This window comes from Sedimentitalea sediminis, assembly GCF_042687825.1.
In the GTDB taxonomy this organism is placed as follows: domain Bacteria; phylum Pseudomonadota; class Alphaproteobacteria; order Rhodobacterales; family Rhodobacteraceae; genus Sedimentitalea.
The window spans coordinates 158,848-181,816 of record NZ_JBHUQE010000006.1 but is presented as its reverse complement, the minus strand read 5'-3'; the positions used below and the strand labels follow the sequence as shown (position 1 = coordinate 181,816).

Genomic DNA, 22,969 nt, shown 5'->3' with positions numbered 1-22,969 from the left:
AACCGCGGCAGGGGGTGAGGGGCGTCTTTCGCCAATCCGCCCACCCGTACTTCCCGCAAGGAGAAATGAAATGGACAAAGATCAAGTTGCCAACCTGGAAAAGGTTCTCAAGCAATCCATCGCCCAGCATCCGGTGTTTTCCGACATGGAACCCGCCAAGATCATGGAGATGTCGCAGGATTTCCTGAAATCCTTTCAGACCATGTACCGCGACGGCGACACGCCCTTTGCCGACTGGACCAGCACCTGGCTGAAATACCAGAACGACATGGCCAAGGTCTGGCTGAACGCGGCGATGCAAAAGACCGACGAGGCCGAAGCGGTCAAGGACCCGCGCTTTAAGGACGAAGCCTGGAACGAAGGCATTTTTCCGGTGCTGCGGCAATCCTACGAACTGACCGCCAAGGCCATGATCGATCTGGCCGACAATGCCGGTCTGCCGGATCAGAAACAGGACCAGCTCAGCTTTTACGCCCGCGTGGCGGCGGACAACATCGCGCCGTCCAACTATATGCTGACCAATCCCGAAGTGCTGAAACTGGCCAAGGAAACCGGTGGCAAAAGCCTGATCGACGGCTTTCAGAACCTGCTGAGCGACCTGGAAAAGGGATATATCACCACCACCGACGAAGACGCGTTCGAAGTCGGGCGGAACCTGGCCACCACCCCGGGATCGGTGATCTTCAGCAACGAGCTGATCGAGGTCATTCAATACCAGCCGATGACTGCCAAGGTACGCGCCAACCCGATCCTGATCGTGCCGCCCTGCGTCAACAAATTCTATATTTTCGACCTGAACGAGCGGAAATCGATGATCCGCTACCTGCTGGAACAAGGCCAAAGCGTCTTTACCATCTCGTGGCGCAACCCGGGACCGGAACTGGGGGAATACACCTGGGACGATTATATCTCGAAAGGCATTTTCGAGGCGCTGAAGGTGACCTCGGCCGTGTCCAAGTCCGAAGATGTCGACATGCTGGGGTGGTGCAACGGCGGCACCATGCTGATTTCCGCCCTGTCGGTCATTCCGGACGATCTGCGCACGCTTGTCGGCTCGGCGACCTTCCTGTCGACGCTGATCGACTTTTCCGATCCCGGGCAAGTCAAGGTGTTCATGGACCAACCCCAGCACGAGGCCTACAGTCTCAGGCTGAAGAAAGAGAAAGTGGCCCCCGGACGGGATATCGCCAACGCCATGGCGATGCTGCACGTCAACGAGTCGATCTGGAATTTCGTGATCTCCAACTATCTCATGGGCAAGTCGCCGCCGCCGTTTGACGTGCTGTACTGGAACTCGGACACCTCGAACCTGCCGGCCAAGTGGTACGCCTATTTCGTCGAGGCGATGTACATGGAGGACAAATTGAAGGTACCCGGCGCGCTGACCCTGCTGGACACGCCGGTAGACACGCGCAATATCGACGTGCCCTGCTATTTCCTGGCCGCCGATGGCGACCACATCGTACCCTGGAAAGGCTCGTTCAACGCGACTTCGCTGGTCTCGGGACCGACCGAGTATGTTCTGACCACCGGCGGGCACGTGTCCGGCACCGTGATCAACCATCCGGTCAAGAGCCGCCGCCGGTTCTGGGTCGAGGGCGAGCGCACCGGCGATGCCGACAACTGGCTGGAGACGGCCAAGGTCACCCAGGGCAGCTGGTGGCCCCATTGGCTGGACTGGCTGCAGGAGAATAACCCGGGCGAAGACCGCGCCAAGCCGCGCACGCTGGGCAACCGGACCTACAAGCCGCAGGTCGATGCCCCCGGCAATTACGTCCGCGAAAAGGTCTGAGCCGATGCTGCGGACGCTTTTCCCGACCGTTGCCGACTCTGGCCCGCCCGGCGGCCAAGACGCCGCGGCGGATCACCCGCTGGCCACGACAACGGTCATGGGATCAAAGGTGCGATACCTGCTGAAACCGGGCGACGCCGCGGCACCGCCCCTGTTGATCTGCAACGGTCTGGGCCAGTCCATCGAGATTCTGTACCCGTTGATCGACGAATTGCCCGACCGGACCGTCATCGCCTTTGATGCGCCCGGTCTCGGCCGGTCCGAAGTGAACCGCAAGGTGCGGACCATCCCGGACTTTGCCGCATTTGCGATGGCCCTGATAGATCAGCTGGGCATCGACGAATTCGACGTCCTGGGGATTTCCTGGGGCGGCTCGCTGGCGCAGCAGATGGCCTATGATGCGCCGGACCGGGTGAACAAGCTGGTGCTGGCCATCACCTCGGCGGGCGGCATCGGCAGCTGGTGGGGCACCCCGATCGCCTTGTCCGAGATCTTGTTCCCGATGCGCTATGCCGACAAGGCCTATGGCAATTTCATCGGCCCCTGGATGTATGGCGGCAACGTGATCCTGAACCCGGAAACCTTTCGGGAATATTCCAAGCACGCGATCGCACCAACACCGCAAGGCTATTTCACCCAGGTGCGGGCGATGTGCGGCTGGACCAGCCTGCCCTGGCTGTGGCAGTTGCGGCAGCCGACGCTGGTGCTGGCGGGGCAATATGACGGGCTGATTCCGCTGAGCAATCAGCTGTTGCTGTCCAACCTGATCCCCGATGCGCAATTGCATGTCTTTCAGGACGGGCACCTGTTGATGTATTCTCGGCGTCACGAGGTCGCGACGCTGATCTCGTCCTTCCTGGACTGATCCTGCCTGCGGCGCGGCGCCCGGGCAGAGCTTGGGCGCGACAGCAGCGGGTGTGACATGGGCGCGGACAACGGCGAGAACAATATCAGGGTGACCTCCAGCCATTGGGGGGCGTTTCTGGTCGAGACCCGGGGCGACCGGATCGTCGCCACGCACCCCTTTGCCGGGGATCGCGCCCCGACATCCCTGCCCGACATCCTGCCCGCCGCCGTGCATCACCACAGCCGGGTGGCGCGCCCCGCGATCCGGCGCGGCTGGCTGAACAGCCGCAACCGCGACCGGCGCGGTCAGGACGATTACGTGGATCTGCCCTGGGACGAAGCGCTGGACATTGCCGCAACCGAGCTGAACCGGGTGCGCAAAGCGCATGGAAATCAGGCGATCTTTGGCGGGTCGTATGGCTGGGCCTCGGCCGGGCGGTTCCACCACGCACAAAGCCAGGTTCACCGCTTTCTGAACTGTATCGGCGGCTATGTCGCCTCGTTCGGCAGCTATTCCACCGGCTGCGCGCAGGCGATCATGCCGCATGTGTTCGGCATCCCGTTTCTGCAGCAGCTTTACGGCGAGCAGGACAGTTGGCAGACCATTGCCGACAATACCGAAACACTGGTGATGTTCGGCGGTATCAACCCCAAGAACGCGCAGGTCAGCATGGGCGGCATCACGGATCACGAGACCGCCTCGTGGTTCGAGCGCTTTGCCGAGACCGGCATGCACCGTATCAATATCGGTCCCCAGCGCGACGACGCGCCCGAGGGCTGCGACTGGCTGCCGCTGCGGCCTGCTTCGGATACGGCGTTGATGCTGGCGCTGGCCCATGTGCTGCAGACCGAAGGGCTGACGGACCGGGCCTTTGTCGACCGCTACACCACCGGGTTTGACCGGTTTCTGCCCTATCTGGCGGGGCAGAGCGACGGCGTGCCGAAATCCCCCGACTGGGCGGCGCCGATCTGTGGCGTGGCACCCGACACGATCCGGGCGCTGGCCCGCCGCATGGTCACCACGCGCACGCTGATCACCGTTGCCTGGGCGCTGCAGCGGGGCGAACATGGCGAACAGCCCTATTGGATGTCGGCGGTGCTGGCGGCCATGCTGGGGCAGATCGGCCTGCCCGGTGGCGGCGTCGGCTACGGCTATGGCGCCATCGGCGGCATCGGCAAATCGGTAAGGAAAATCCCCGGTATGACGCTGGACCAGGGCGAAAACCCGGTGCGCCGGGTTATTCCCGTGGCGCGGATCGCCGACATGCTGCTGAACCCCGGCCAGCCCTATGATTTCAACGGCCGGCGTGCGCCCTACCCCGATATCCGGCTGATCTATTGGGCCGGGGGCAACCCGTTTCATCACCATCAGGATCTGAACCGTCTGAACCGCGCCTGGCAAGCGCCGGAAACGATCATCGTGAACGAGCCCTGGTGGACGGCAACCGCGAAACGCGCCGACATCGTGTTTCCGGCCACCACCCCCTATGAGCGCGAGGATATCGGCCGCAGCGATCTGGATGACCATCTGTTCAGCATGCCGCAACTGATCCCGCCGGTCGGCGCGGCGCGCGACGATTACGACATCTTTTCCGGGCTGGCCCAACGACTGGGCGCAGGCGAGGAATTCACCCTTGGGCGCGATGCCGGCGGCTGGTTGCGCCATCTCTATGACGATTATCGCGACAGCGCCGCGTCGCTGGACGTGGATTTGCCGGAATTCGATGATTTGCGGCAGCAGAATTGGGTAAAACTGCCAATCGGCTGCGGCCCCGACGCGCCCTCGTTTCTGACCCGGTTCCGCGCCGATCCCGACGCCGACCCGCTGAAAACCCCGTCAGGCCGGATCGAGATTTTCTCCGAGACCATCGACGGCTTCGGCTATACCGATTGTCCCGGTCACCCGGTCTGGCTGCCGCCGGCGGAGTGGCTGGGCGCTGCCACGCCGGCAAAGCCGCTGCATCTGGTGTCGCCACAGCCCGGCGACAAGCTGCACAGCCAATTGGAATGCGCGCTGGCGGATGTTCCCGGCGCCCGGCCCGAAACCCTGATCCTGCATCCCGAGGATGCCGCGGCGCGGGGCATTGCCAGCGGCGACCTGGTCCGGGTGCACAATGCCCGGGGCGCCTGCCGGGCGCGGGCGCGCGTGTCGGCGGATATCCTGCAGGGTGTGGTGGCCCTGCCCACCGGTGCCTGGTACGGTGGGTCCGGCGGCAATATCGACCCGGACGGCAATCCCAACGTGCTGACCCGGGATATCGGCACGTCGCGTCTGGGCCAGGGTTGCAGTGCCCATACCGCGCTGGTCGAGGTTGCAAGGCTGGACTGAGCCGCCATGCCGACCGCCCTTTAGCTGCCCGAAGGCCCGAGAATTTCGGCCACCGCATCCGCCAGTTTCCCAGCGATTTCATCAGCGTCGGCGCGGGTCAGGACGAACGGCGGCGCAAATCCAAGGATATCGCCCTGCGGCATGGCGCGCGCGATGACGCCGCGCGCCAGCAGCGCCGCGTTGACCCGTGGCCCGACCGCCCTGTCCGGCGAAAAGAACACCCGGTCACCCCTGTCCGCGACGAACTCGACCGCGCAGAGCAAGCCTTCGCCGCGCACCTCGCCGACATTGGCGTGCCCGCCGACAGCGTCCTGCAGCGCCCGTTTCAGATAGGCACCGACATCACCGGCATTGCGCACCAGATCCAGCTCGTCGATCAGTTTCAGGTTGGCCACGCCCGCCGCCGCCCCCAGCGGATGCGCGGAATAGGTCCAACCATGCCCGAAGGGACCGAACCGGTCACAGCCCCGTTCCAGCACCGCCCAGACCCGGTCACCGACGATCGATCCCGAAAGCGGCGCATAGGCCGAGGTCAGCCCCTTGGCGATGGTGATGATATCGGGCCGCATTCCATAGAAATCACTGCCGAACATCGCGCCCAGGCGACCGAACCCGGTCACCACCTCGTCGGCGATCAACAGGATGTCATGTTCGTCCAGCACCGCCTGAATGGCCGGCCAATAGCCGGCCGGCGGCGGCACCAGCCCGCCGGTCCCCAGCGCCGGTTCGCCGATAAAGGCGGCGATCGTGTCGGCGCCCTCGCGCGCGATCAGCGCCTGCAGTTCGGAAACACAATGGGCGACGAACTGTTCTTCGGTCTGGTCCAGATCGGTACGGCGAAAATAGTATGGCGCCTCGGTGTGCAGAAACCTGTCCAGCGGCAGATCGAACTGGTCGTGAAACAGTTTCAGCCCGGTCAGCGAGCCATTGACCAGCCCCGAGCCGTGATAGCCGCGCCAGCGCGAGATGATCTTTTTCTTTTCCGGCCGACCGAGTACGTTGTTGTAATACCAGACCAGCTTGACGTTCGTGGTATTGGCATCCGAACCGCCCAGCCCGAAATAGACCTTGGACATACCCGGCGGCGCGCGGTCCAGAATCATTTTCGCCAGGGTGATCGAGGCCTCGGTGCCATGCCCGACATAGGCGTGATAATAGGCCAGTTCGCGCGCCTGTTCGGCGATGGCCTCGGCGATCTCGGAACGGCCATAGCCGACATTGACGCAGTAAAGACCGGCGAAAGCGTCCAGAAAGCTGTTGCCATCACGATCGGTGATCCGCACCCCCCGCCCGGTCTTGATAACCCGCTGAGGCTGATCTCCCCGGGCGAAATCGGCCAGATGAGTCGACGGGTGAAAAAACGTCTCGCGATCCCAACTTTCCAGTTCGTCATTGTGCAGCATGTTCCGCTCCCCTGTCGAGATTTGCCCAGGGCGCCGCAACCGACCCCGTGCGCCCGCCCAGCGCCACCTTAACCCGTATCAGCGCAAGAAAAGCGGCAGAATTTGCAGTTTTTCCAGAGGCTTCCTCTGCTTTCGGACGCAAATACCGGGTTATGCCCTGTCGCCCGGCAACAGCCGGTCCAGCGGCAACCCCGCACCGCCCTTGACCGGCTTGGTCACGATATAGCTGTAATAGCGCGCCAGTCCGATCCGGGCTTCGAGCATGTTGTCGATCAACTGCTGATAGGCGCCGATATCACGGGTGACGACCTGCAACAGATAATCGAACCCGCCCCCCAGTGCCCAGCAGGCGGTGATCTCGTCATAGGACTGCACGGCCTCTTCGAACCGGCGGAACCGGGCGGCGGTGTGATCGGCCAGTTCGGCGGCGACAAAGACGGTGACGTGCGGCGCCAGCTTCGACAGGTTGATCTCGGCCCGGTAGCCATCGATCAGACCGCTCTTTTCCAGCCGCTTCAACCGCTGCCAGACCGGCGTTGCCGACAGGCCGACCTCGTCGGCCAGCGCGGTCTTGGTGATCCGCCCGCGGCGTTCCAGAGTTTTGAGAATCCTGAGATCAATCCGGTCGACGCGCAGCATGTCACCTCCGTTGGCGGGTTGCGGCCATTCTGGGCCAGCGCCGGCCAAGTTTCCAGACAGTAACGCCCGGCCCGCACGGCGCCATTGACCCGGCCGCCCGGGCCGGATTTAGTCGGTCAGGTCCGCTGCTCTGCCCGACCCCCAGCGAAAGAGAAACCATGCCACCCACCGATCCGCCGTTCAGCCGCGCCGAATACGCCGCCCGTCTGGCAAAGACGCGCGCGGCCATGCAGGCTAAGGATATCGATACCCTGATCGTCACAGACCCCTCGAACATGGCCTGGCTGACCGGCTATGACGGCTGGTCCTTTTATGTTCATCAGGCGGTGCTGGTGGGCCCCGAGGGCGCGCCGCTGTGGTGGGGGCGCGGCATCGATGCAAATGGCGCGTTGCGCACCGTCTACATGCAGCCAGAGCGCATCCGGTCCTATTCCGACGATTTTGTGCAATCGACCGAGCGCCACCCGATGCAGAACCTGTGTGAGCTGATCGCAGAGATGGGATGGGACCGCGGAACCGTCGGCGTCGAAATGGACAACTACTATTTCTCTGCCGCCGCCTTTGGCAACCTGCAGGCCGGACTGCCTGCTGCCCGTTTCGCGGACGCCACCGCCCTGGTCAACTGGCAAAGAGCGGTCAAATCCGAACGCGAAATCGAATTCATGCGCCGGGCCGCGCGCATTGGTGAACGGATGCACCGGCAGGTGCTGGAGCGGATGCGCCCCGGCCTGCGCAAGAACGACCTGATCGCGGAGATCTATCACACCGCCATCGCCGGAACCGAGAGCTTTGGTGGCGACTATCCTGCAATCGTGCCACTGGCGCCGACCGGCGCCGATGCTTCGGCGGCTCACCTGACATGGGACGACCGGCCGCTGGAAACCGGCGCTGCGACCTTTTTCGAACTGTCGGGCTGCTACCGTCGCTATCACGCACCGATCTGCCGGACCGTGTTCCTGGGCCAGCCCCCAGCCGAGATGCGCAATGCCGAATCCGCGTTGATCGACGGTCTGGACGCGGGGCTGGACATGGCCCGCGCCGGCAACCGCGCCTGCGACGTGGCGAATGCGCTCTATGCCGCCCTGCGTCAGGCCGGGATAGAAAAGGCCGGCCGCTGCGGCTATCCGGTCGGGCTGAGCTATCCGCCCGACTGGGGCGAACGCACCATCAGTTTTCGCGCCACCGACGAAACCGTTCTGAAGCCGGGCATGACCTTTCATTTCATGCCTGGCATCTGGATGCAGGATTGGGGGCTCGAGATCACCGAAAGCATTCTTATCCGCAACAGCGGACCGGCGGAATGCCTGTGCGACCTGCCGCGCAAACTGTTCGTTAAACCCTGACGGCCGGACCGCAACCGTGGCAAGGGCCAAAAGCGCGGATCCCTCACCCACACCTTTGCCGGAACCGCGGCCGGCGGTTTTCCCAGTGATGCTCGCTGGCCCGCATTTTCGCCTTGTTTCCCCGCGCCTGCGCCGCTAAACGGGTCGGCGGAGACGTGGCCGAGTGGTCGAAGGCGCTCCCCTGCTAAGGGAGTAGGCCCGGAAGGGTCTCGAGGGTTCGAATCCCTTCGTCTCCGCCACCTACCATTTTCATACAATTGCGTTCGATGCTGTTTAACCCCTTACGGGGCTGTTTTTGTTGATTCATCCGCATTCGTTGTTGCTATTGAGCTTTCTTCGATTAGACTCGTTTCTATTCATTGCGTGGTAGGAAACGTGGTATTTAATGGCTGCTCTGAGTGGAAAGCTGACAAAGAATCTGGTGCGAACCCTCGGCCCCGGTCGCCATGGCGACGGCAGCGGTTTGTACCTAGTGGTCGATCCGTCCGGTGCTCGGCGATGGATTGTGCGCGTTACTGTGAAGGGTCAACGCAACCGTGAAGGCAAGCCATTGCGGACGGATTTCGGACTTGGCGGCGCTGATGTCGTTACACTGAATGAAGCGCGTGACCGAGCCTTAGAATATCGCCGCCTCGCAAAGCAGGGCATCAACCCTCGCTACAACGGGCGACAGGAGATACCTTGCTTCGAAGAGATTGCGCGGCAAGTTCACATTGAACGCTTGCCGACGTGGAAGAATCCTAAACACGGCCAGCAGTGGATCAATACTCTAGCCGATTATGCATTCCCCAAAATAGGCCGTCTGCCTGTTTCTGAGATCGGTCAACCCGAAGTTTTGCAAGTGCTATTGCCAGTCTGGACTGAGAAACATGAAACTGCAAAGCGGCTTGCACAGCGGATAAAGGCCGTTCTCGACGTGGCGAAGTCAAAGGGATTTCGTGACGGTGAAAATCCTGTGACCACGATCCGCGATGCTCGTGTTCTGCCGCAAGTTAAACAGAAGGTGCAGCACCACAAGGCCATGCACTGGCAAGATGTGCCCGCCTTCTATGCTGAACTGGCGACTAAAGATGCAATGGCCGCAAAGGCGCTCATGTTTACCTGCCTCACCGCTAGCCGCACAAGCGAAGTGTTAAAAGCTCGATGGGAGGAGTTCGACTTGGAGGGGCATCTATGGACGATCCCCGCCGAGCGGATGAAAGCTGACAAGGAGCATCGCATTCCTCTAACAGAACAGATGCTGGCAATCATTGAGCCACTTCAGGCCCTCCGTTCAGAAGTGGTTTTCGAAGGTCAGAAGCGTCACCAACCAATGTCAAACATGGCGATGCTAATGCTGCTTCGCCGCATGAAAGTTGATGGCATCACTGTCCATGGATTCCGGTCGGCTTTTCGCGATTGGGCTGCAGAGCAGCCCGGCTTCAGTCGGGAACTGGCTGAAATGAGCTTGGCGCATCAGATAGGGTCAGAGGTCGAGCGCGCATACGCTCGCTCTGACCTAATCCAGCAAAGAAGAAGACTCATGTCTGCTTGGAATCTGTTTGTTTCTGGTGTGCAATGAAGGCAGCAAAAGTATACGTGGCTAGGACCAAGAACCTATCGTTCGTAGATGAAGAAGAGGCGTCCTGGCTGGCTATTGAGGCGCTTGTGATTTCGGTCGGATCAGACGAAAATTTCTATGACCTGCATAACGGTCTATTGGGGCAGTTGTACTTTGACTGGCTGAGGTCACACCATCACGTTCTGTCGACGTCTGATAGAGCTGCAGCGCTAACAAACGTAGTGCAATTCGACCGACCGCGTCTCTATGCAAATGAAGTAATGAAGCGTGTCGAGGACATTTTCTCGGAGGCAGTCGGTCCTTTGGGAAGAGCCGTCTCACTGATTTGGCAAGATGGCAGAACAAAATCTGCGGCACTCGCCGAACAGGCCGCCTACGGGTCGTTTCTGCATCGCAGTGACGACCCCGATCACACTAAGAAATGGCCAAAATCCTTGAGCGATGTAAGTGTCCGCACATTGGAGCGAAAATGGTCGCAATATCAACGTGTTTTGCCGCACGTGATGATGATTTACCTCAGACAGCTATCGATCCAAAAAGATGAAGAAGCACCGTTGACCTCGGATCTTCTTGCCATCGGAGACGAGCTTTCGAGAAAGCTCCTATCCGAAGCGAAGACGCGTAGACCCAACCTTGAACCATGGATTGAGCTAAGGTTCTGCTAGTTTCCGCCAATCCACTGTCGCTATCAATAACTGTACGGAAATGAATGTTCATCGGTATCAACGTATCACTACGAGGACCGATAAATGCCACATGAAGTTTTTGAAAGCGAGCGGCTCTATGACGATGCGGATACCGAGCTGGACCTTATCGCGCCAAAAGCACAACGGGCTCAATGGCGGCATCGAAGAGTTGGGCCTAGCTTTCTGAAATTTGGGCGCAGGGTAAAATATCACGGTGCTGATCTAAACGAATGGATCAACCGCAACCGGATCGCGACGACTACGTCTCATGTCTGAGCCGTTGCCCTTTTGCAAGATTAAGTTGCAGTTCCTTCTGGAGATGGTCTCTGATCATCAGCTAAACGACAATGCTCTGCGCGTTGCGATCTATCTATCACTGGCCCACGCGGATCATACGACTGGTGAAAGTTACCCTTCTTTCAAGAAAATCGGTGCTGCCATCGGCAAACATGCGAAGTCTGTAAAACGGGCCATAAATGCCTTGGAAGCGGCAGGCTACTTGACTGTCGAGCGGGGAACCAACAAGGGAAATTCCTCGCGCTACCGCCCCACCGAGGCTGCTCTGAAGCGAGCCACCGCACGCCGCCGGGAGGGGGACAAGGTTGTCCTGCTAAGCCGTGCTAAAGGGGGGCGTTCCTGTCCGCAAAGCAGGACAGACTTGTCCATTAAAGGGGGACGGGATCGCCCCCCGAACAAAGAACAAGAACTTAGAAAAGAACACGGTCGCGCGTCCGCGCCGGATTTGCCCAATAGCGAGCAATCCGGAGGAGCGCACACGGCGCGCACGCTGGACAGCCAGCGCCTCTTCTTTGTCCCAAGGGGTATCTGCTTTGTCCGGGAATGGGACGAGCAGCTGGCAAAGGAAGGCATGACCACTTTGGAGCGCAGCTTGCCGCTGTCACCGCATGAGCATCATCTTGGTTTTTGGCTCCCGGCTCGTACACCAGCCAAGGCAGGCAGTGCCGAATGGGAACATCAACTCAGTTGGCTACGTGATCTGATCCACCAAGCGTCAAAAGTCGAGGAGCCCAGCCGTGCGATCTGAGCAAAGAGCAAGGCGACCCAGTTCTAGGTCTGCGACCATCGAACCGGGACCTTGCGAGGGGCGGCAAGCCTCCCCTTCGAACCCCAACCCGACCACGCGGAGCGCGGTCTCGGAGAAGCAGGAAGCCGTGTTCTTCTACTGCTCTTCCGAGGAAAAGGCGCTGATCCGACAGGCGGCTGCGGATCGCGGGCTGTCCATGTCCGCCATGCTTCGGCAGCTCGCCACCGGCGTGGCTCCGAAGCGGCGCAAGCCTGCGCCCCGTGTCGATCCCGCGCTCGTGCTGGCTGTGTCCCGCAATGGCGGGAACCTCAACCAGATCGCGCGGTGGCTCAACACGGCGACCCGCGCGGGCCGGGCCNGCTGTCCATGTCCGCCATGCTTCGGCAGCTCGCCACCGGCGTGGCTCCGAAGCGGCGCAAGCCTGCGCCCCGTGTCGATCCCGCGCTCGTGCTGGCTGTGTCCCGCAATGGCGGGAACCTCAACCAGATCGCGCGGTGGCTCAACACGGCGACCCGCGCGGGCCGGGCCAGCGAGATCGAGGCTCTGCGCGTGGCGGCGGCGCTGGTCGGCATCGAGCGGCGGTTGGTGGAGATCATCGCCAAGCACCGGAGGCCGCCCGGGTGCTGATCAAGTTCTTCCCCAACGGCAAGGGTGGCGGCGCGGGGCCGGTCGAATACCTGACCGCCCGCACCGTGCTTGCCTATGACGACAACCGCGACCTGATCCGCGATGCCTCGGGCCAGCCCATGACCGTGAGCCGCGAGCCGCTGCCTGAGGTCGTGCGCGGCGATTCCCAGGGCATGATCGACCTGATCGACGCCTGCCCTCACAAATGGACCTATCGCGCAGGTGTCGTTAGTTTCGCCAGCGAGGACGCCCCGACCGGGGACCAGCAGCAGGAGGTGATCGACCGTTTCGAGGAGATCGCCTTCGCTGGTCTCGATGCCGATCGCTACGCTTGCCTATGGGTGCGCCATACCCACGAGGATCGCGTCGAGCTGCATTTCTGCATGCCGCGTATGGAGCTGCACAGCGGGCGCAGCCTCAATATTGCCCCGCCCGGCTACGAACGCGCCTTCGACAGCCTGCGCGACCTGATGAACAAGACCCACGGCTGGGCCGATCCCATGGACGTGGAGCGCGTGGCAGAGGTGAAGGCCGTCAACGAAGCGCCGACGCGTGCGCAGGGGCGCGAGGAGCTCCACGGCTGGATCCGTGATCAGATATCTGTGGGTCTGATCACGGATCGTGCCGTGATGATCGAAACACTCCGCGATGCAGGTTTTGAAATTCCACGCGCAGGCAAGAATTACATCACTGCCCAGGACCCGGAGACAGGCGAGAAGTGGCGGTTGAAGGGGGAGATTTTCCATGAAGACTGGCAAGCAGACACCGAGGTTGAGCGAGAAACTGGCGGAGGACATGGAGAACCTGCGCAGCGAGAATGCCGCCTTGATCGACGCGCAGTTGAAGAGCTTCAGGACCGATTTGAAGGCCATTGCCGACGACGCGCTGCTTACAATTCAGAGCGATATGGACGCGCAACTTCTGAAACTACGTCAGAAGTGGGTGACCGAAAACCGGAAGCACTCCGGCTACCGGACATGGTCAGAGAAATGGCTGATATTGGCGATGGTGACACTCACGTTGGTGACGACGCTTGGCTTCGCACAGATGATCCTAACGTACAGGACGAGTTGGCAAGCCTTGGGCATCGAGAGGATCGAACAGGGCAGCTACACCTTTTTGATCTTGGAGAGCGAGACCACGACGCTACGCCGCTGCATGTGGGCGGGCGAGGAGCGCGACTGCATCAGGATCGAGGAGTGAGCAATGGATGGTCTGACAGCATTAGAGCGCGAATTGTTGAGCTACGTGGAGCGGTTGACGCAGGCATCGGAAACATCAGCGCAGGAATTGAAATCCTCCGGAAGCGAAATGCGGACCGAACTGGATGGGTTGCACGGCTCCATGAGCGCATTGGCCAGATCACAGATCTTATTGGTCAAAGCCTTGAGCGACTGGATGCAAGAAGCCTCGGGCATCGAAACGACCCCATCCAAGCTGCAAGACAGCTTGAAACTCGCGCAGAGGGCACAAGCGCAGCTCGGGAAACCTTAGCGGAAGAGATCGGTGAGGATGTTCGTGCGCTCCGCCACTGATCACAGGAACACACGCTTCGGAAAACAGGAACATGTTGCATGGGGCACATGCCCAGGGAACTCACTTCAAGGCACAAGGCACAAGGCACAAGGCACAAGGCACAAGGCACAAGGCACAAGGCACAAGGCACAAGGCACAAGGCACAAGGCACATGGCGAATGCCACGTAGCACACGGCAAATGGCAAATGGCGAACGGCAAATGCCACATGGCACATGGCACATTGCAAAACGATTTTTGAGGAGATTTTGATGTTTGGCAAACCACTATTCACCGCACTGGTTTTCTGGTTTCTTCCCTTGGCCGGTCATGGTCAGGTTTTTTCTAACTCCGTTGAAGTCGCTGAAACTGACCGTTTTGGTTGCCCAATCTCCGAACGACCAGACCACATGACATTCCACAGTTTTCGGGATGGTTGGCGATCGGCCGCGGCAGACAAACTCTATGATTTGCAACGTTACATGGGAGTGTTGGAAGCACAGGACTGCGACTGTGCCCAGATCCGACCAAACTGGTCTGTGATCGAGGATGAATACAACGCTCTCGGTTTCGCGAAGGGTCCGATCAGCGACTACGATCAATGGGCCGACGAAGTCTATTTCCCAGACATTTCCAAGCTTCGCGAACGGGTACATGCTCTTTGCAAGGAGGCAGGCTAATGGGGATCGTCAGTTTCATAATGGATGCGGCAAATGCAGGGCTGAACGACGTCGCTGAATCTCAGTTTGCCGCAGTGGCTTCGGGATTGGGCGGGGCAGTTGTTGTCGCCTCCACACTTGCCGTCGCCTTGCTTTTCATCAACATGGCTTTGCAAATACGGCCAATGGACGGCGCGGAGCTATTTCCACTTCTGATCAAGATCGGCTTGATCAACGCCTTTGCCTTCAACTGGGTGAACTTCAACTATGTAAGCAACCTGGTCTTCCTGGGGCTTGAGAACGTCGCAGGATTGCTGATTGGTTCGATCACCGGAGATACCGGATCAGGTTCAGACTATTTCGCGAACCGCTTTGATCAGATGATTGATGAGCTGGCTGACTATGCCAATGCCATTGGATCAAACCTCAACTGGATGGCCGGCGCGATCATGAGCGTTGTGCTGACTTTTCTTCTCTCAATCCTTGGGGGTGCGGCGGCGCTCGTTCTTGTGCTCGCTAAGATGGTGGTAACGTTGTTGATCGGTATTGCGCCTGCAATGATCATGTTGTCACTGTTCAAGCCAACGAATGACTACTTCAGCCGTTGGCTCGCCGCTGTTTTGAGTTGGTCGCTTTACCCGGTGGTCATAGCCGGGGTGTTTTCGGTGATCTTCGGGCTGATGCGCGTATTGCAAACTGCCGTTGGGAGTCCCGACAGCGCATCCAACATTGGAGCCGCGATCCCTTTCCTCGCGCTCATCCTTTTATCACTAACTCTGATTGCATTCATTCCCGCGATTGTGAGGACTTTGTCTGGCGACATCAACGCAGGTTTGGTCGGATCCCTTGCAGGGGGTGCTGCTCGCAAATTTGGTCTCAGAGGTGAGGCACATAGTGCCCGGCAGGTTGGGGCCCAGAGTCGGTCTGTGCCACCGAATGTTCAGAGCACTGCCTCGCCACGAACCGTAACCCTGGCTCCACAATCTGCTTCCGCTGTCTCAAGTATGGGTGCCGGTAGCAGAATGCTCCGAATGAAAGAGCGCTCTGATCGTTTGAGTAAACTGAAATGACAAATTCCAACTCTCGCCCCGCATCCAGGGCAGCAACCTATCAAGGGCCAACATGTCAGAAATAAGCTCCCGAACTCCACCTGTAGCAGGCTATGTCACCCTTACACCTGGTGGTGATGCGCTGCACTGTCTTCTCACCTACGGGGAGGTGAGTGTTGAGGATGCTCGAACCCTGACAAAAGCTGGCTGGGCAGAGCCTATGATCGTCCGAACCACCGATAAATCGGGAGAGACGATCGAGTTCGAGGGTATCGAATTGACCGCCGAGGGCGGAATTGTTCATGGCCGAATGACTGAAGTCCTACAGCTTGGAAAACAGCCATGGGGCCGCATGATTGATCTCAAGACGCAAGGTGAACTTATTTACGGGTTTCAACATGAAGCCGTGAAAGTTTACCGCACCTCGACAATCAAGAAGAGTTTCGTTGAAGAAGCACGCAGTCTCTTCGAAAAATCTGCGAAAGGCTGGCATGATATGGATATTGGTGCGCTCGAAGTCGAAGAATGCGTTCTGAGGAAGTGGCCGTACTAATATACCCACCGCGTTCGGATTTAGAGCGCAGCTGCTTCATCTTCCCAGAAGTATCCTCGGGGGAGCGCCAGGCAGGCGCGGGGGCAGACAGCCCCGTTTTATTGTTCGATTTGGTTCACTGTTTTCCATTTCAATTCATTCCCTTACACTTTATGGTTGCGGAGTGTTGAGGGTGAAAGTGATTTGAACGAGATAAATCAAAATCCAGAGCAGATTGCGCGTGATAAAATTGATGAGCAGCTTAGATCGTCTGGTTGGGTTGTGCAGAATAAGTCAGAGCTCAATCCAACAGCAGCACTTGGCGTAGCGGTGCGTGAATACCAAACTGACATTGGCCCTGCTGACTATGTCTTGTTTGTCGACGGTAGCGCTGTGGGAGTGTTGGAGGCCAAACCCCAGGAGTGGGGACAAAAGCTTACGACAGTTGAAGAGCAGTCCGGGGGCTATGCGGCGGCGCAGCTTAAGTGGGTCAATAACTCAAGCCCTTTACCGTTTGTATACGAAAGCACCGGCGCAGTTACACGGTTCACAGACGGTCGCGATCCGAAACCAAGGTCGCGGGAAGTGTTTTCGTTCCACCGGCCAGAAGCGCTGGCTGAGTGGATCAAGCAAGGGCAATCACTCAGGGCGGCGCTACAAGGCCTGCCTGAGCTGAACGAAGATGGGTTAAGGGACTGCCAGACTAGCGCGATTACCAAGCTCGAAGCCTCTCTCAAGGAAAACCGCCCCAGGGCGTTGATCCAGATGGCTACGGGATCAGGCAAAACCTTCACCGCGATCACAGAAATCTATCGTCTGCTAAAGCATGCGGGTGCTAAGCGGATCCTTTTCCTCGTTGATACAAAGAACCTTGGGGAGCAAGCTGAGCAAGAGTTCATGTCCTTCGTCCCGAACGACGACAACCGAAAGTTCACCGAGCTTTACAATGTCCAGCGTCTCAAGTCGCGCCACATTGCCGGTGATAGCCAAGTCTGCATCTCGACCATTCAACGCATGTACGCGATCCTCAAGGATGAGGAGCTGCCAGAAGGCGCAGAAGACGAAAACCCGGCCGAACAATGGAAGAGGAAGCGTGAGCCGCTTCCCGTGGTCTATAGCGACAAGATTCCGCCTGAGTATTTCGATTTCATCGTCATCGACGAGGCGCACCGCTCTATCTACAACCTGTGGCGTCAGGTCATTGAGTATTTCGATGCCTTCTTGATTGGTCTTACGGCCACGCCCGATGATCGTACTTTCGGGTTTTTCCAGAAGAATGTCGTAAGTGAGTACACCCACGAAGATGCTGTTGCCGATGGCGTGAACGTCGGCAACGAAATCTATGTGATCGAGACCGAAGTCACCCAGAAGGGTGCGAAACTTGTCGCCAAGCAGCAAGTCGAGCGCCGCGAAAAGCTGACCAGAAAGAAGCGCTGGGAGCAGCAGGACGAAGACGAGGCATATTCGGCAAAGCAGCTCGACCGATCAGTTGTGAACGCTGACCAAATCCGGACGGTCATCAGGGCTTTCAAGGACAACCTGCCCAACATCTTTCCGGGCCGAAACGAAGTGCCTAAAACGCTGATCTTTGCCAAGACCGACAGCCACGCAGACGACATCATTCAAACCGTCCGGCAGGAATTTGGCGAGGGCAACGAGTTCTGCAAAAAGATCACCAGCAAGACGGATGGCGATCCGAAATCTGTCCTGGCGGCTTTCCGCAACGACTACTACCCGCGCATCGCAGTGACCGTCGACATGATTGCCACCGGCACGGATGTGAAGCCGCTCGAATGCCTCTTGTTCATGCGGGACGTGAAATCGAAGAACTACTTTGAACAGATGAAGGGTCGCGGCACTCGTGTGGTGAAAGCTGACGATCTGAAAAAGGTCACACCCTCAGCCCGCGCAAAAAGCCACTACGTGATTGTCGATGCAATCGGCGTGACCAAGTCGGTGAAAACGGCGAGCCAGCCTTTGGACACCAAGCCCTCCGTTCCACTCAAAGACCTCGCGATGGGAGTGATGATGGGCGCGGCGCGGGATGAGGCATCGGTCACGTCCCTTGCGGGCCGCTTGGCGCGGATCGATCGACAAATTGACGATCAGCAACGCACGCAGGTAGAGGCTGCCGCAGGCCGTTCCTTGCGCTCTGTGATCAAGGGCCTGTTTGACGCGATCGACGCCGATGATGTCTTGGCTGATGCCAAGGCTGCAACGGGCCAGGATGAGCCTGATGAGGCCGCTCAGGACGCCGCGCGGGCCAAGCGTGTGGGTGAAGCGGCAAAGATGCTGAACGGCACGCTCATCAATACGCTCGACACCATCCGCCGCGACTTGGAACAAACGGTCGATCACGAAAACCTTGATCATGTGACCAAGGCGGAATGGGCGGGCGATACGGATGAGAACGCAAAAGCGCTGAGCCAGGACTTTGAAGCTTACCTCAATGACAACCGCGACCGGCTTGAGGCACTGACGATCTTTTTCAACCAGCCCGCCCGCCGGTCAGAGATCACATTCGCTATGATCCGCGATGTGCTGGAAGCCTTGCGCGCCGATGCCCCGCGCTTGGCCCCGCTCAATGTGTGGCGGGCCTACGCGCATCTGGAGGCGGTGCAGGGGGCAGCGCCGGAGAAAGAGCTGGAGGCGCTGGTTGCCCTGATCCGCCGCGTGGCTGGGTTGGATGACAAGTTGACGCCCCATGCGGATCGTGTTCGCAAGAATTTCCAGAACTGGGTTCTGAAACGCCATGCGGGCAAGGGAGCTAAGTTTGATGAGGAGCAAATGACCTGGCTGCGCATGATCCGCGATCATCTGGCCAGCAGCTTCCATATCGAACGGGATGATCTGGACTTTGCCCCCTTTGACGGGCAAGGCGGGCTAGGTCGGATGTATCAACTGTTCGGCGACGAAATGGAGCCACTGATGGCCGAGATGAATGAGGCAGTGGCGGGATGAGTGAACTTACGGACGGTTGGGTGGAGACAGAAATTGTCGATGTCCTGGCCGAAAACAACAACGGTAAACCGTTTCAACAAGGTTGGAGCCCTCAGTGTGAAAGCCATCCTGCACCTGACGGTGACTGGGGGGTGCTCAAAACAACCGCGATCCAGGACGGAGAATACTGGGGGCATGAGAACAAGCGCCTGCCGGACCACTTAGAGCCCAAAGCCAACGTCACCGTAAACGCGGGTGACATCTTGATGACCTGTGCGGGACCGCGAAATAGATGCGGGGTGACGTGTCTCGTTGAGCGAACGCAATCGAAGCTGATGATGTCGGGTAAGATGTATCGCTTTCGCCCGCTCGAAAACGCGATGAACTCCAAGTTTCTCGCGTATTTCTTGGCTACGAGAGAAGCGACCGACGCCATTGATCGGATGAAGACCGGAATCAATGACAGCGGGCTTAACCTCACGCACGGTCGATTTGCTCAGCTCAAAGTTCGGGTCGCACCCCTCAACGAACAACGCCGCATCGTCGAGAAGATCGAGCAGCTTTTTGAATTGCTGGACAAGGGAGAGAAGAGTTTGCGGGCGGCGCGGGACAAGGCCGGGCTGTATCGGCAATCCCTGCTCAAACACGCGTTCGAGGGCCACCTGACCGCCGACTGGCGCGCCGCCAACCCCGACAAACTCGAAGACCCCGAAACCCTCTTGGCCCGCATCCAGGAAGAACGCGACGCCCGCTACAAACAAGCGCTGGACGATTGGCAGGACGCCGTTGCCAAATGGCGTGCTGAAGGTGAGGAAGGGAAGAAGCCCGCGAAGCCTAAGCGTCCACGTGATTTCAACGACACACTCGATGACATCGAGATTGAGCTACCTGATTTGCCGCACGGATGGCTTTGGCAGCGTCTTGGCTACAGCACATGCGGCGTCGAATATGGCACCTCTGCGAAGTCGGCGGAGACAGGGGTGATGCCTGTTGTTAGGATGGGTAACCTCCAAGCAGGTAAAATCGATTGGACCGATCTGGTTTTCACATCAGATGGTCAAGAAATCCAACAATACGCTCTCTCTTCCGGAGATGTACTCTTCAACCGAACAAATAGCCCAGAACTTGTTGGAAAAACATCAATTTACCGTGGCGAGCGGCCCGCGCTTTTTGCTGGCTACCTGATAAGGATCAACCAAATTGAAGAGACGGTCTCAGGTTCCTACCTGACCTATTTCCTCAACTCGATTACAGCGAAGAAGCATGGTGACGTGGTGAAGACGGATGGAGTGAACCAGTCGAATATTAATGGGAACAAACTCCAAGAATATCCTTTCCCATACTGTTCGCTAGCCGAACAAGCCGAAATCGTCAGCCGCCTCGAAGCCAAGCTCTCCACCCTCGACGCTCTTGAGGAGGATATTGATCGACAACTCGCCCGCTCCCGCGCGTTGCGCCAATCCATCCTCAAACGCGCCTTCGAAGGCAAGCTTGTCCCACAAGACCCAACAGATGAACCCGCCTCAGCCCTGCTGGAGCGCATCAAAACCGAGCGGAAAGCTGCCCCAAAGCCTAAGCGCAAACGAAAGACGCCCGCATGACATCGCAAGGACGCTCAATCGAACTCTTTTTCCATGACGGCGATCCCGATGGAATGACGACTGCAACAATCCCATTTCAGTGGACAGGGCATGTCCTGGTCACAAACCGAACGCAGGTTTTTGATGCGCTGAAAGAACCGGAAGCGTCGCAGCCTGGCATCTACCTTCTGGTCGGTGAAACCGAAAACGGCCTGACGCTCTACGTGGGAGAGACGGACGAGATCCGCACAAGGATCAATCAGCACATCAAGGATGCGTCCAAAGACTGGTGGGAGCGGGCTATCTTTGTGACGGCACTAGGCGAGCCGCTGAACAAAGCGCATGCCCGCTATCTTGAGAGCCGGATTTACAGCCTAGCTCTTCAGATATCCAAAGTATCACTGGCAAACTCCAAGGCGCCAACCGCTAGCCCGCTCAGCAAGGCGGCTCGCGCGCACATGGAGGATTTTCTGAGAAACCTGCGCCTTGTCCTACCGGCGTTGCGCTTTGATTTCTTGACAGAGCAAACGAAACCAAAGACGCCAGCTGCGACAAGCGAACCCAAGGCGCAGCCCGTTTTCTTCGTGCTGTCGACCAAAGAAGTGTCTGCCCGTGCGCGACAGGAAGGCGGCGACTTTATTGTTGAAGAAGGGTCTGACGCTCGAAGCAAATGGGTCGGAACGACAAGTGCGAAGTCCACATACGGTCGGCTCTACGCGTCGCTGGTGTCTCAAGGAGTGATTGGCGACGTCGATGGATCACGGAAGTTTCTTCAAAGCTATGCGTTCAATAGCGTGAGCGCCGCAGCCTCTGTTGTCACAGGGCGACCGACGTCGGGAACGGGAGCATGGTTTCTTGAAAGCGACCAGACCAAAAACTACGGCGCCTATGAGGCTGCAATGGCCGAACAAACCGAGGAAGAGACGGAATGAATACTGCCCCCATTGTTTCAAAGGTTTGGAGCTTCTGCACAACGCTGCGTGACGACGGCGTGGGATATGGCGACTATCTGGAACAGCTGACTTATTTAATCTTTCTCAAGATGGCTGATGAGTATTCCAAGCCGCCACACAATCGGAGCGTCGGCGTGCCAGAGGGGTACGACTGGGCATCGCTGAAAGCAAAGCGCGGTGCGGAGCTTGAGGTACACTACGTCGATTTGCTGCGGACGCTCGGCACCAAGCCGGGGATGCTGGGTCACATCTTCACGAAGGCACAGAACAAGATCCAGGACCCGGCCAAGCTTTACCGTCTGATCGACATGGTGGATGGAGTCGATTGGGTGATGCTCGGTGCAGACGTGAAGGGCGACGTCTACGAAGGGCTGCTTGAGAAGAACGCCGAGGATACGAAATCCGGCGCTGGACAGTACTTCACGCCCCGCTCGCTGATTACGGCGATGGTCGAGTGTCTTGCGCCCGAACCGGGCAAGACCATTGCTGACCCCGCCTGCGGCACCGGTGGGTTTTTCCTTGCAGCCTATGATTATCTCAATGATCCGAAGCGGGGAGGGCTGGACCGCGATCAGAAGGCGTTTCTGAAACACGAAACCTTTTTCGGTAACGAGATCGTCGCGAACACCCGCCGGATGTGCCTGATGAACATGATGCTGCACAACATCGGTGAGATTGATGGCGATAGCCTTGTGTCGCCCAATGATGCATTGGTGACCGCTTCTCCGCAGACATTTGACTACGTTCTAGCGAACCCGCCGTTTGGCAAGAAAAGCTCAATGAGCTTTACCAATGACGAGGGCGAGCAGGAGACGGATGACCTGACCTACAACCGTCAGGACTTCTGGGCGACCACATCGAACAAGCAGCTGAATTTTGTCCAACACATACGGTCGATGTTGAAGAGTACCGGCCGGGCGGCTGTTGTGGTGCCTGACAACGTACTGTTCGAGGGCGGTGCAGGTGAGACGGTGCGGCGCAAGTTGCTGCAATCCACTGATCTGCACACCATTTTGCGCCTGCCGACAGGCATTTTCTATGCGCAAGGCGTGAAGGCGAACGTCCTGTTTTTCGACAACAAGCCAGCGAGCCCGAATGCCCAGACAAATGAGGTCTGGTTCTACGACTACCGCACGAATGTGCATCACACGTTGAAGAAGAAGCCGATGACCTATGAGCATCTGGCCGACTTTGTGGACTGTTTCAAAGCTGGCGAGACGCATCTTCGGTCCGAAACTTGGTCCGAAGAAATGCCAGACGGCCGGTGGCGGAAGTATCCTTTGAAAGAGCTTCTGGACAGAGACAAAGCGAGCCTTGACGTGTTCTGGCTGAAGGACAAGAGTTTGACGGACATGGAAAACTTGCCCGCACCAGATGTGCTAGCTGAGGAAATCATTGAGGAACTTGAGGCAGGGTTGGAGAGCTTTCGCGAAGTCCAGGCCAGTTTGGTTTAGATGGTGCCGCATTGCTA

The 22,969-nt window shown here is 58.6% G+C and carries 19 protein-coding genes, 1 tRNA gene and 1 pseudogene; 19 read left to right on the top strand and 2 right to left on the bottom strand.

Going from position 1 to position 22,969, the window contains the following annotated elements:
- Positions 1 to 70 precede the first annotated feature (70 nt).
- The 3 genes from ACFMPD_RS07570 to ACFMPD_RS07560 are packed head-to-tail and all read left to right on the top strand — an operon-like array spanning position 71 to position 4,967.
- Positions 71 to 1,792, top strand: coding sequence for a PHA/PHB synthase family protein (locus ACFMPD_RS07570; RefSeq protein ID WP_380993188.1), 1,722 nt, complete (start codon positions 71 to 73; stop codon positions 1,790 to 1,792).
- Positions 1,793 to 1,796: 4 nt separating this feature from the next.
- Positions 1,797 to 2,657, top strand: a complete 861-nt coding sequence (locus tag ACFMPD_RS07565) for an alpha/beta fold hydrolase (RefSeq protein WP_380993187.1) — start codon at positions 1,797 to 1,799, stop codon at positions 2,655 to 2,657.
- Positions 2,658 to 2,714: 57 nt separating this feature from the next.
- Positions 2,715 to 4,967 (top strand): molybdopterin-dependent oxidoreductase, encoded by a 2,253-nt coding sequence (locus tag ACFMPD_RS07560; RefSeq protein ID WP_380993186.1) that lies wholly within the window; start codon positions 2,715 to 2,717, stop codon positions 4,965 to 4,967.
- A 20-nt stretch (positions 4,968 to 4,987) separates the two neighbouring features.
- Here ACFMPD_RS07560 and ACFMPD_RS07555 read toward each other — a convergent pair whose 3' ends face one another.
- Positions 4,988 to 6,370: an aspartate aminotransferase family protein gene (locus ACFMPD_RS07555; RefSeq protein WP_380993185.1), complete on the bottom strand. Its 1,383-nt coding sequence runs from the start codon at positions 6,368 to 6,370 to the stop codon at positions 4,988 to 4,990.
- Positions 6,371 to 6,520: 150 nt separating this feature from the next.
- The gene (locus ACFMPD_RS07550) at positions 6,521 to 7,009 is read right to left on the bottom strand and encodes an Lrp/AsnC family transcriptional regulator (protein WP_380993184.1); all 489 of its coding nucleotides are present in this window, start codon (positions 7,007 to 7,009) and stop codon (positions 6,521 to 6,523) included.
- 158 nt (positions 7,010 to 7,167) lie between these two features.
- Here ACFMPD_RS07550 and doeA point away from each other — a divergent pair, with 158 nt between their 5' ends.
- The 16 genes and pseudogenes from doeA (at position 7,168) to ACFMPD_RS07470 (ending at position 22,952) form a co-directional block, all read left to right on the top strand.
- Positions 7,168 to 8,352 (top strand): ectoine hydrolase DoeA, encoded by a 1,185-nt coding sequence (gene doeA, locus ACFMPD_RS07545; protein ID WP_380993183.1) that lies wholly within the window; start codon positions 7,168 to 7,170, stop codon positions 8,350 to 8,352.
- A 149-nt stretch (positions 8,353 to 8,501) separates the two neighbouring features.
- Positions 8,502 to 8,591: transfer RNA gene (locus ACFMPD_RS07540), tRNA-Ser, on the top strand.
- Positions 8,592 to 8,737: 146 nt separating this feature from the next.
- Positions 8,738 to 9,913 carry a tyrosine-type recombinase/integrase gene (locus ACFMPD_RS07535; protein WP_380993182.1) on the top strand — a complete coding sequence of 392 codons (1,176 nt, stop codon included), beginning with the start codon at positions 8,738 to 8,740 and terminating at the stop codon, positions 9,911 to 9,913.
- Positions 9,914 to 9,930: 17 nt separating this feature from the next.
- On the top strand, positions 9,931 to 10,578 hold the full coding sequence (locus ACFMPD_RS07530; protein WP_380993181.1) for a hypothetical protein: 648 nt from the start codon (positions 9,931 to 9,933) through the stop codon (positions 10,576 to 10,578).
- Positions 10,579 to 10,662: 84 nt separating this feature from the next.
- Complete coding sequence (locus ACFMPD_RS07525) at positions 10,663 to 10,875, top strand: MerR family transcriptional regulator (protein ID WP_380993180.1); 213 nt, start codon at positions 10,663 to 10,665, stop codon at positions 10,873 to 10,875.
- Positions 10,868 to 11,644, top strand: a complete 777-nt coding sequence (locus ACFMPD_RS07520) for a helix-turn-helix domain-containing protein (protein ID WP_380993179.1) — start codon at positions 10,868 to 10,870, stop codon at positions 11,642 to 11,644. The genes ACFMPD_RS07525 and ACFMPD_RS07520 overlap by 8 nt, the downstream gene beginning before the upstream one ends.
- Positions 11,634 to 11,957 (top strand): annotated as a pseudogene (locus tag ACFMPD_RS07515) (plasmid mobilization protein); the annotation flags it as partial. The gene ACFMPD_RS07520 and the pseudogene ACFMPD_RS07515, both read left to right, overlap by 11 nt.
- A 53-nt stretch (positions 11,958 to 12,010) precedes the next feature.
- The gene (mobC, locus tag ACFMPD_RS07510; RefSeq protein ID WP_380993178.1) at positions 12,011 to 12,271 is read left to right on the top strand and encodes a plasmid mobilization relaxosome protein MobC; all 261 of its coding nucleotides are present in this window, start codon (positions 12,011 to 12,013) and stop codon (positions 12,269 to 12,271) included.
- Positions 12,265 to 13,806, top strand: a complete 1,542-nt coding sequence (locus ACFMPD_RS07505; protein ID WP_380993177.1) for a relaxase family protein — start codon at positions 12,265 to 12,267, stop codon at positions 13,804 to 13,806. The genes mobC and ACFMPD_RS07505 overlap by 7 nt, the downstream gene beginning before the upstream one ends.
- Positions 13,807 to 14,021: 215 nt before the next feature.
- Positions 14,022 to 14,465 (top strand): hypothetical protein, encoded by a 444-nt coding sequence (locus ACFMPD_RS07500; protein ID WP_380993176.1) that lies wholly within the window; start codon positions 14,022 to 14,024, stop codon positions 14,463 to 14,465.
- Positions 14,465 to 15,514 carry a TrbL/VirB6 family protein gene (locus tag ACFMPD_RS07495; protein WP_380993175.1) on the top strand — a complete coding sequence of 350 codons (1,050 nt, stop codon included), beginning with the start codon at positions 14,465 to 14,467 and terminating at the stop codon, positions 15,512 to 15,514. Before ACFMPD_RS07500 ends, ACFMPD_RS07495 begins: the two co-directional genes overlap by 1 nt.
- 52 nt (positions 15,515 to 15,566) lie before the next feature.
- Positions 15,567 to 16,046 carry a hypothetical protein gene (locus ACFMPD_RS07490; RefSeq protein WP_380993174.1) on the top strand — a complete coding sequence of 160 codons (480 nt, stop codon included), beginning with the start codon at positions 15,567 to 15,569 and terminating at the stop codon, positions 16,044 to 16,046.
- A gap of 183 nt (positions 16,047 to 16,229) precedes the next feature.
- A complete protein-coding gene (locus ACFMPD_RS07485) occupies positions 16,230 to 18,986 on the top strand; it encodes a type I restriction endonuclease subunit R (RefSeq protein WP_380993173.1) in 2,757 nt (918 codons plus the stop codon).
- Positions 18,983 to 20,566, top strand: a complete 1,584-nt coding sequence (locus ACFMPD_RS07480) for a restriction endonuclease subunit S (protein ID WP_380993172.1) — start codon at positions 18,983 to 18,985, stop codon at positions 20,564 to 20,566. Before ACFMPD_RS07485 ends, ACFMPD_RS07480 begins: the two co-directional genes overlap by 4 nt.
- Positions 20,563 to 21,477: a GIY-YIG nuclease family protein gene (locus ACFMPD_RS07475; RefSeq protein WP_380993171.1), complete on the top strand. Its 915-nt coding sequence runs from the start codon at positions 20,563 to 20,565 to the stop codon at positions 21,475 to 21,477. Before ACFMPD_RS07480 ends, ACFMPD_RS07475 begins: the two co-directional genes overlap by 4 nt.
- The gene (locus tag ACFMPD_RS07470; protein WP_380993170.1) at positions 21,474 to 22,952 is read left to right on the top strand and encodes a type I restriction-modification system subunit M; all 1,479 of its coding nucleotides are present in this window, start codon (positions 21,474 to 21,476) and stop codon (positions 22,950 to 22,952) included. Before ACFMPD_RS07475 ends, ACFMPD_RS07470 begins: the two co-directional genes overlap by 4 nt.
- The last annotated feature ends 17 nt before the right edge of the window (positions 22,953 to 22,969 follow it).

Coding starts and splice junctions, on each gene's coding strand:
- ACFMPD_RS07570 (WP_380993188.1), top strand. CDS start 71: ATGGACAAAGATCAAGTTGCCAACCTGGAAAAGGTTCTCAAGCAATCC.
- ACFMPD_RS07565 (WP_380993187.1), top strand. CDS start 1,797: ATGCTGCGGACGCTTTTCCCGACCGTTGCCGACTCTGGCCCGCCCGGC.
- ACFMPD_RS07560 (WP_380993186.1), top strand. CDS start 2,715: ATGGGCGCGGACAACGGCGAGAACAATATCAGGGTGACCTCCAGCCAT.
- ACFMPD_RS07555 (WP_380993185.1), bottom strand. CDS start 6,370: ATGCTGCACAATGACGAACTGGAAAGTTGGGATCGCGAGACGTTTTTT.
- ACFMPD_RS07550 (WP_380993184.1), bottom strand. CDS start 7,009: ATGCTGCGCGTCGACCGGATTGATCTCAGGATTCTCAAAACTCTGGAA.
- doeA (WP_380993183.1), top strand. CDS start 7,168: ATGCCACCCACCGATCCGCCGTTCAGCCGCGCCGAATACGCCGCCCGT.
- ACFMPD_RS07535 (WP_380993182.1), top strand. CDS start 8,738: ATGGCTGCTCTGAGTGGAAAGCTGACAAAGAATCTGGTGCGAACCCTC.
- ACFMPD_RS07525 (WP_380993180.1), top strand. CDS start 10,663: ATGCCACATGAAGTTTTTGAAAGCGAGCGGCTCTATGACGATGCGGAT.
- ACFMPD_RS07520 (WP_380993179.1), top strand. CDS start 10,868: ATGTCTGAGCCGTTGCCCTTTTGCAAGATTAAGTTGCAGTTCCTTCTG.
- mobC (WP_380993178.1), top strand. CDS start 12,011: ATGTCCGCCATGCTTCGGCAGCTCGCCACCGGCGTGGCTCCGAAGCGG.
- ACFMPD_RS07500 (WP_380993176.1), top strand. CDS start 14,022: ATGGCACATTGCAAAACGATTTTTGAGGAGATTTTGATGTTTGGCAAA.
- ACFMPD_RS07495 (WP_380993175.1), top strand. CDS start 14,465: ATGGGGATCGTCAGTTTCATAATGGATGCGGCAAATGCAGGGCTGAAC.
- ACFMPD_RS07490 (WP_380993174.1), top strand. CDS start 15,567: ATGTCAGAAATAAGCTCCCGAACTCCACCTGTAGCAGGCTATGTCACC.
- ACFMPD_RS07480 (WP_380993172.1), top strand. CDS start 18,983: ATGAGTGAACTTACGGACGGTTGGGTGGAGACAGAAATTGTCGATGTC.
- ACFMPD_RS07475 (WP_380993171.1), top strand. CDS start 20,563: ATGACATCGCAAGGACGCTCAATCGAACTCTTTTTCCATGACGGCGAT.
- ACFMPD_RS07470 (WP_380993170.1), top strand. CDS start 21,474: ATGAATACTGCCCCCATTGTTTCAAAGGTTTGGAGCTTCTGCACAACG.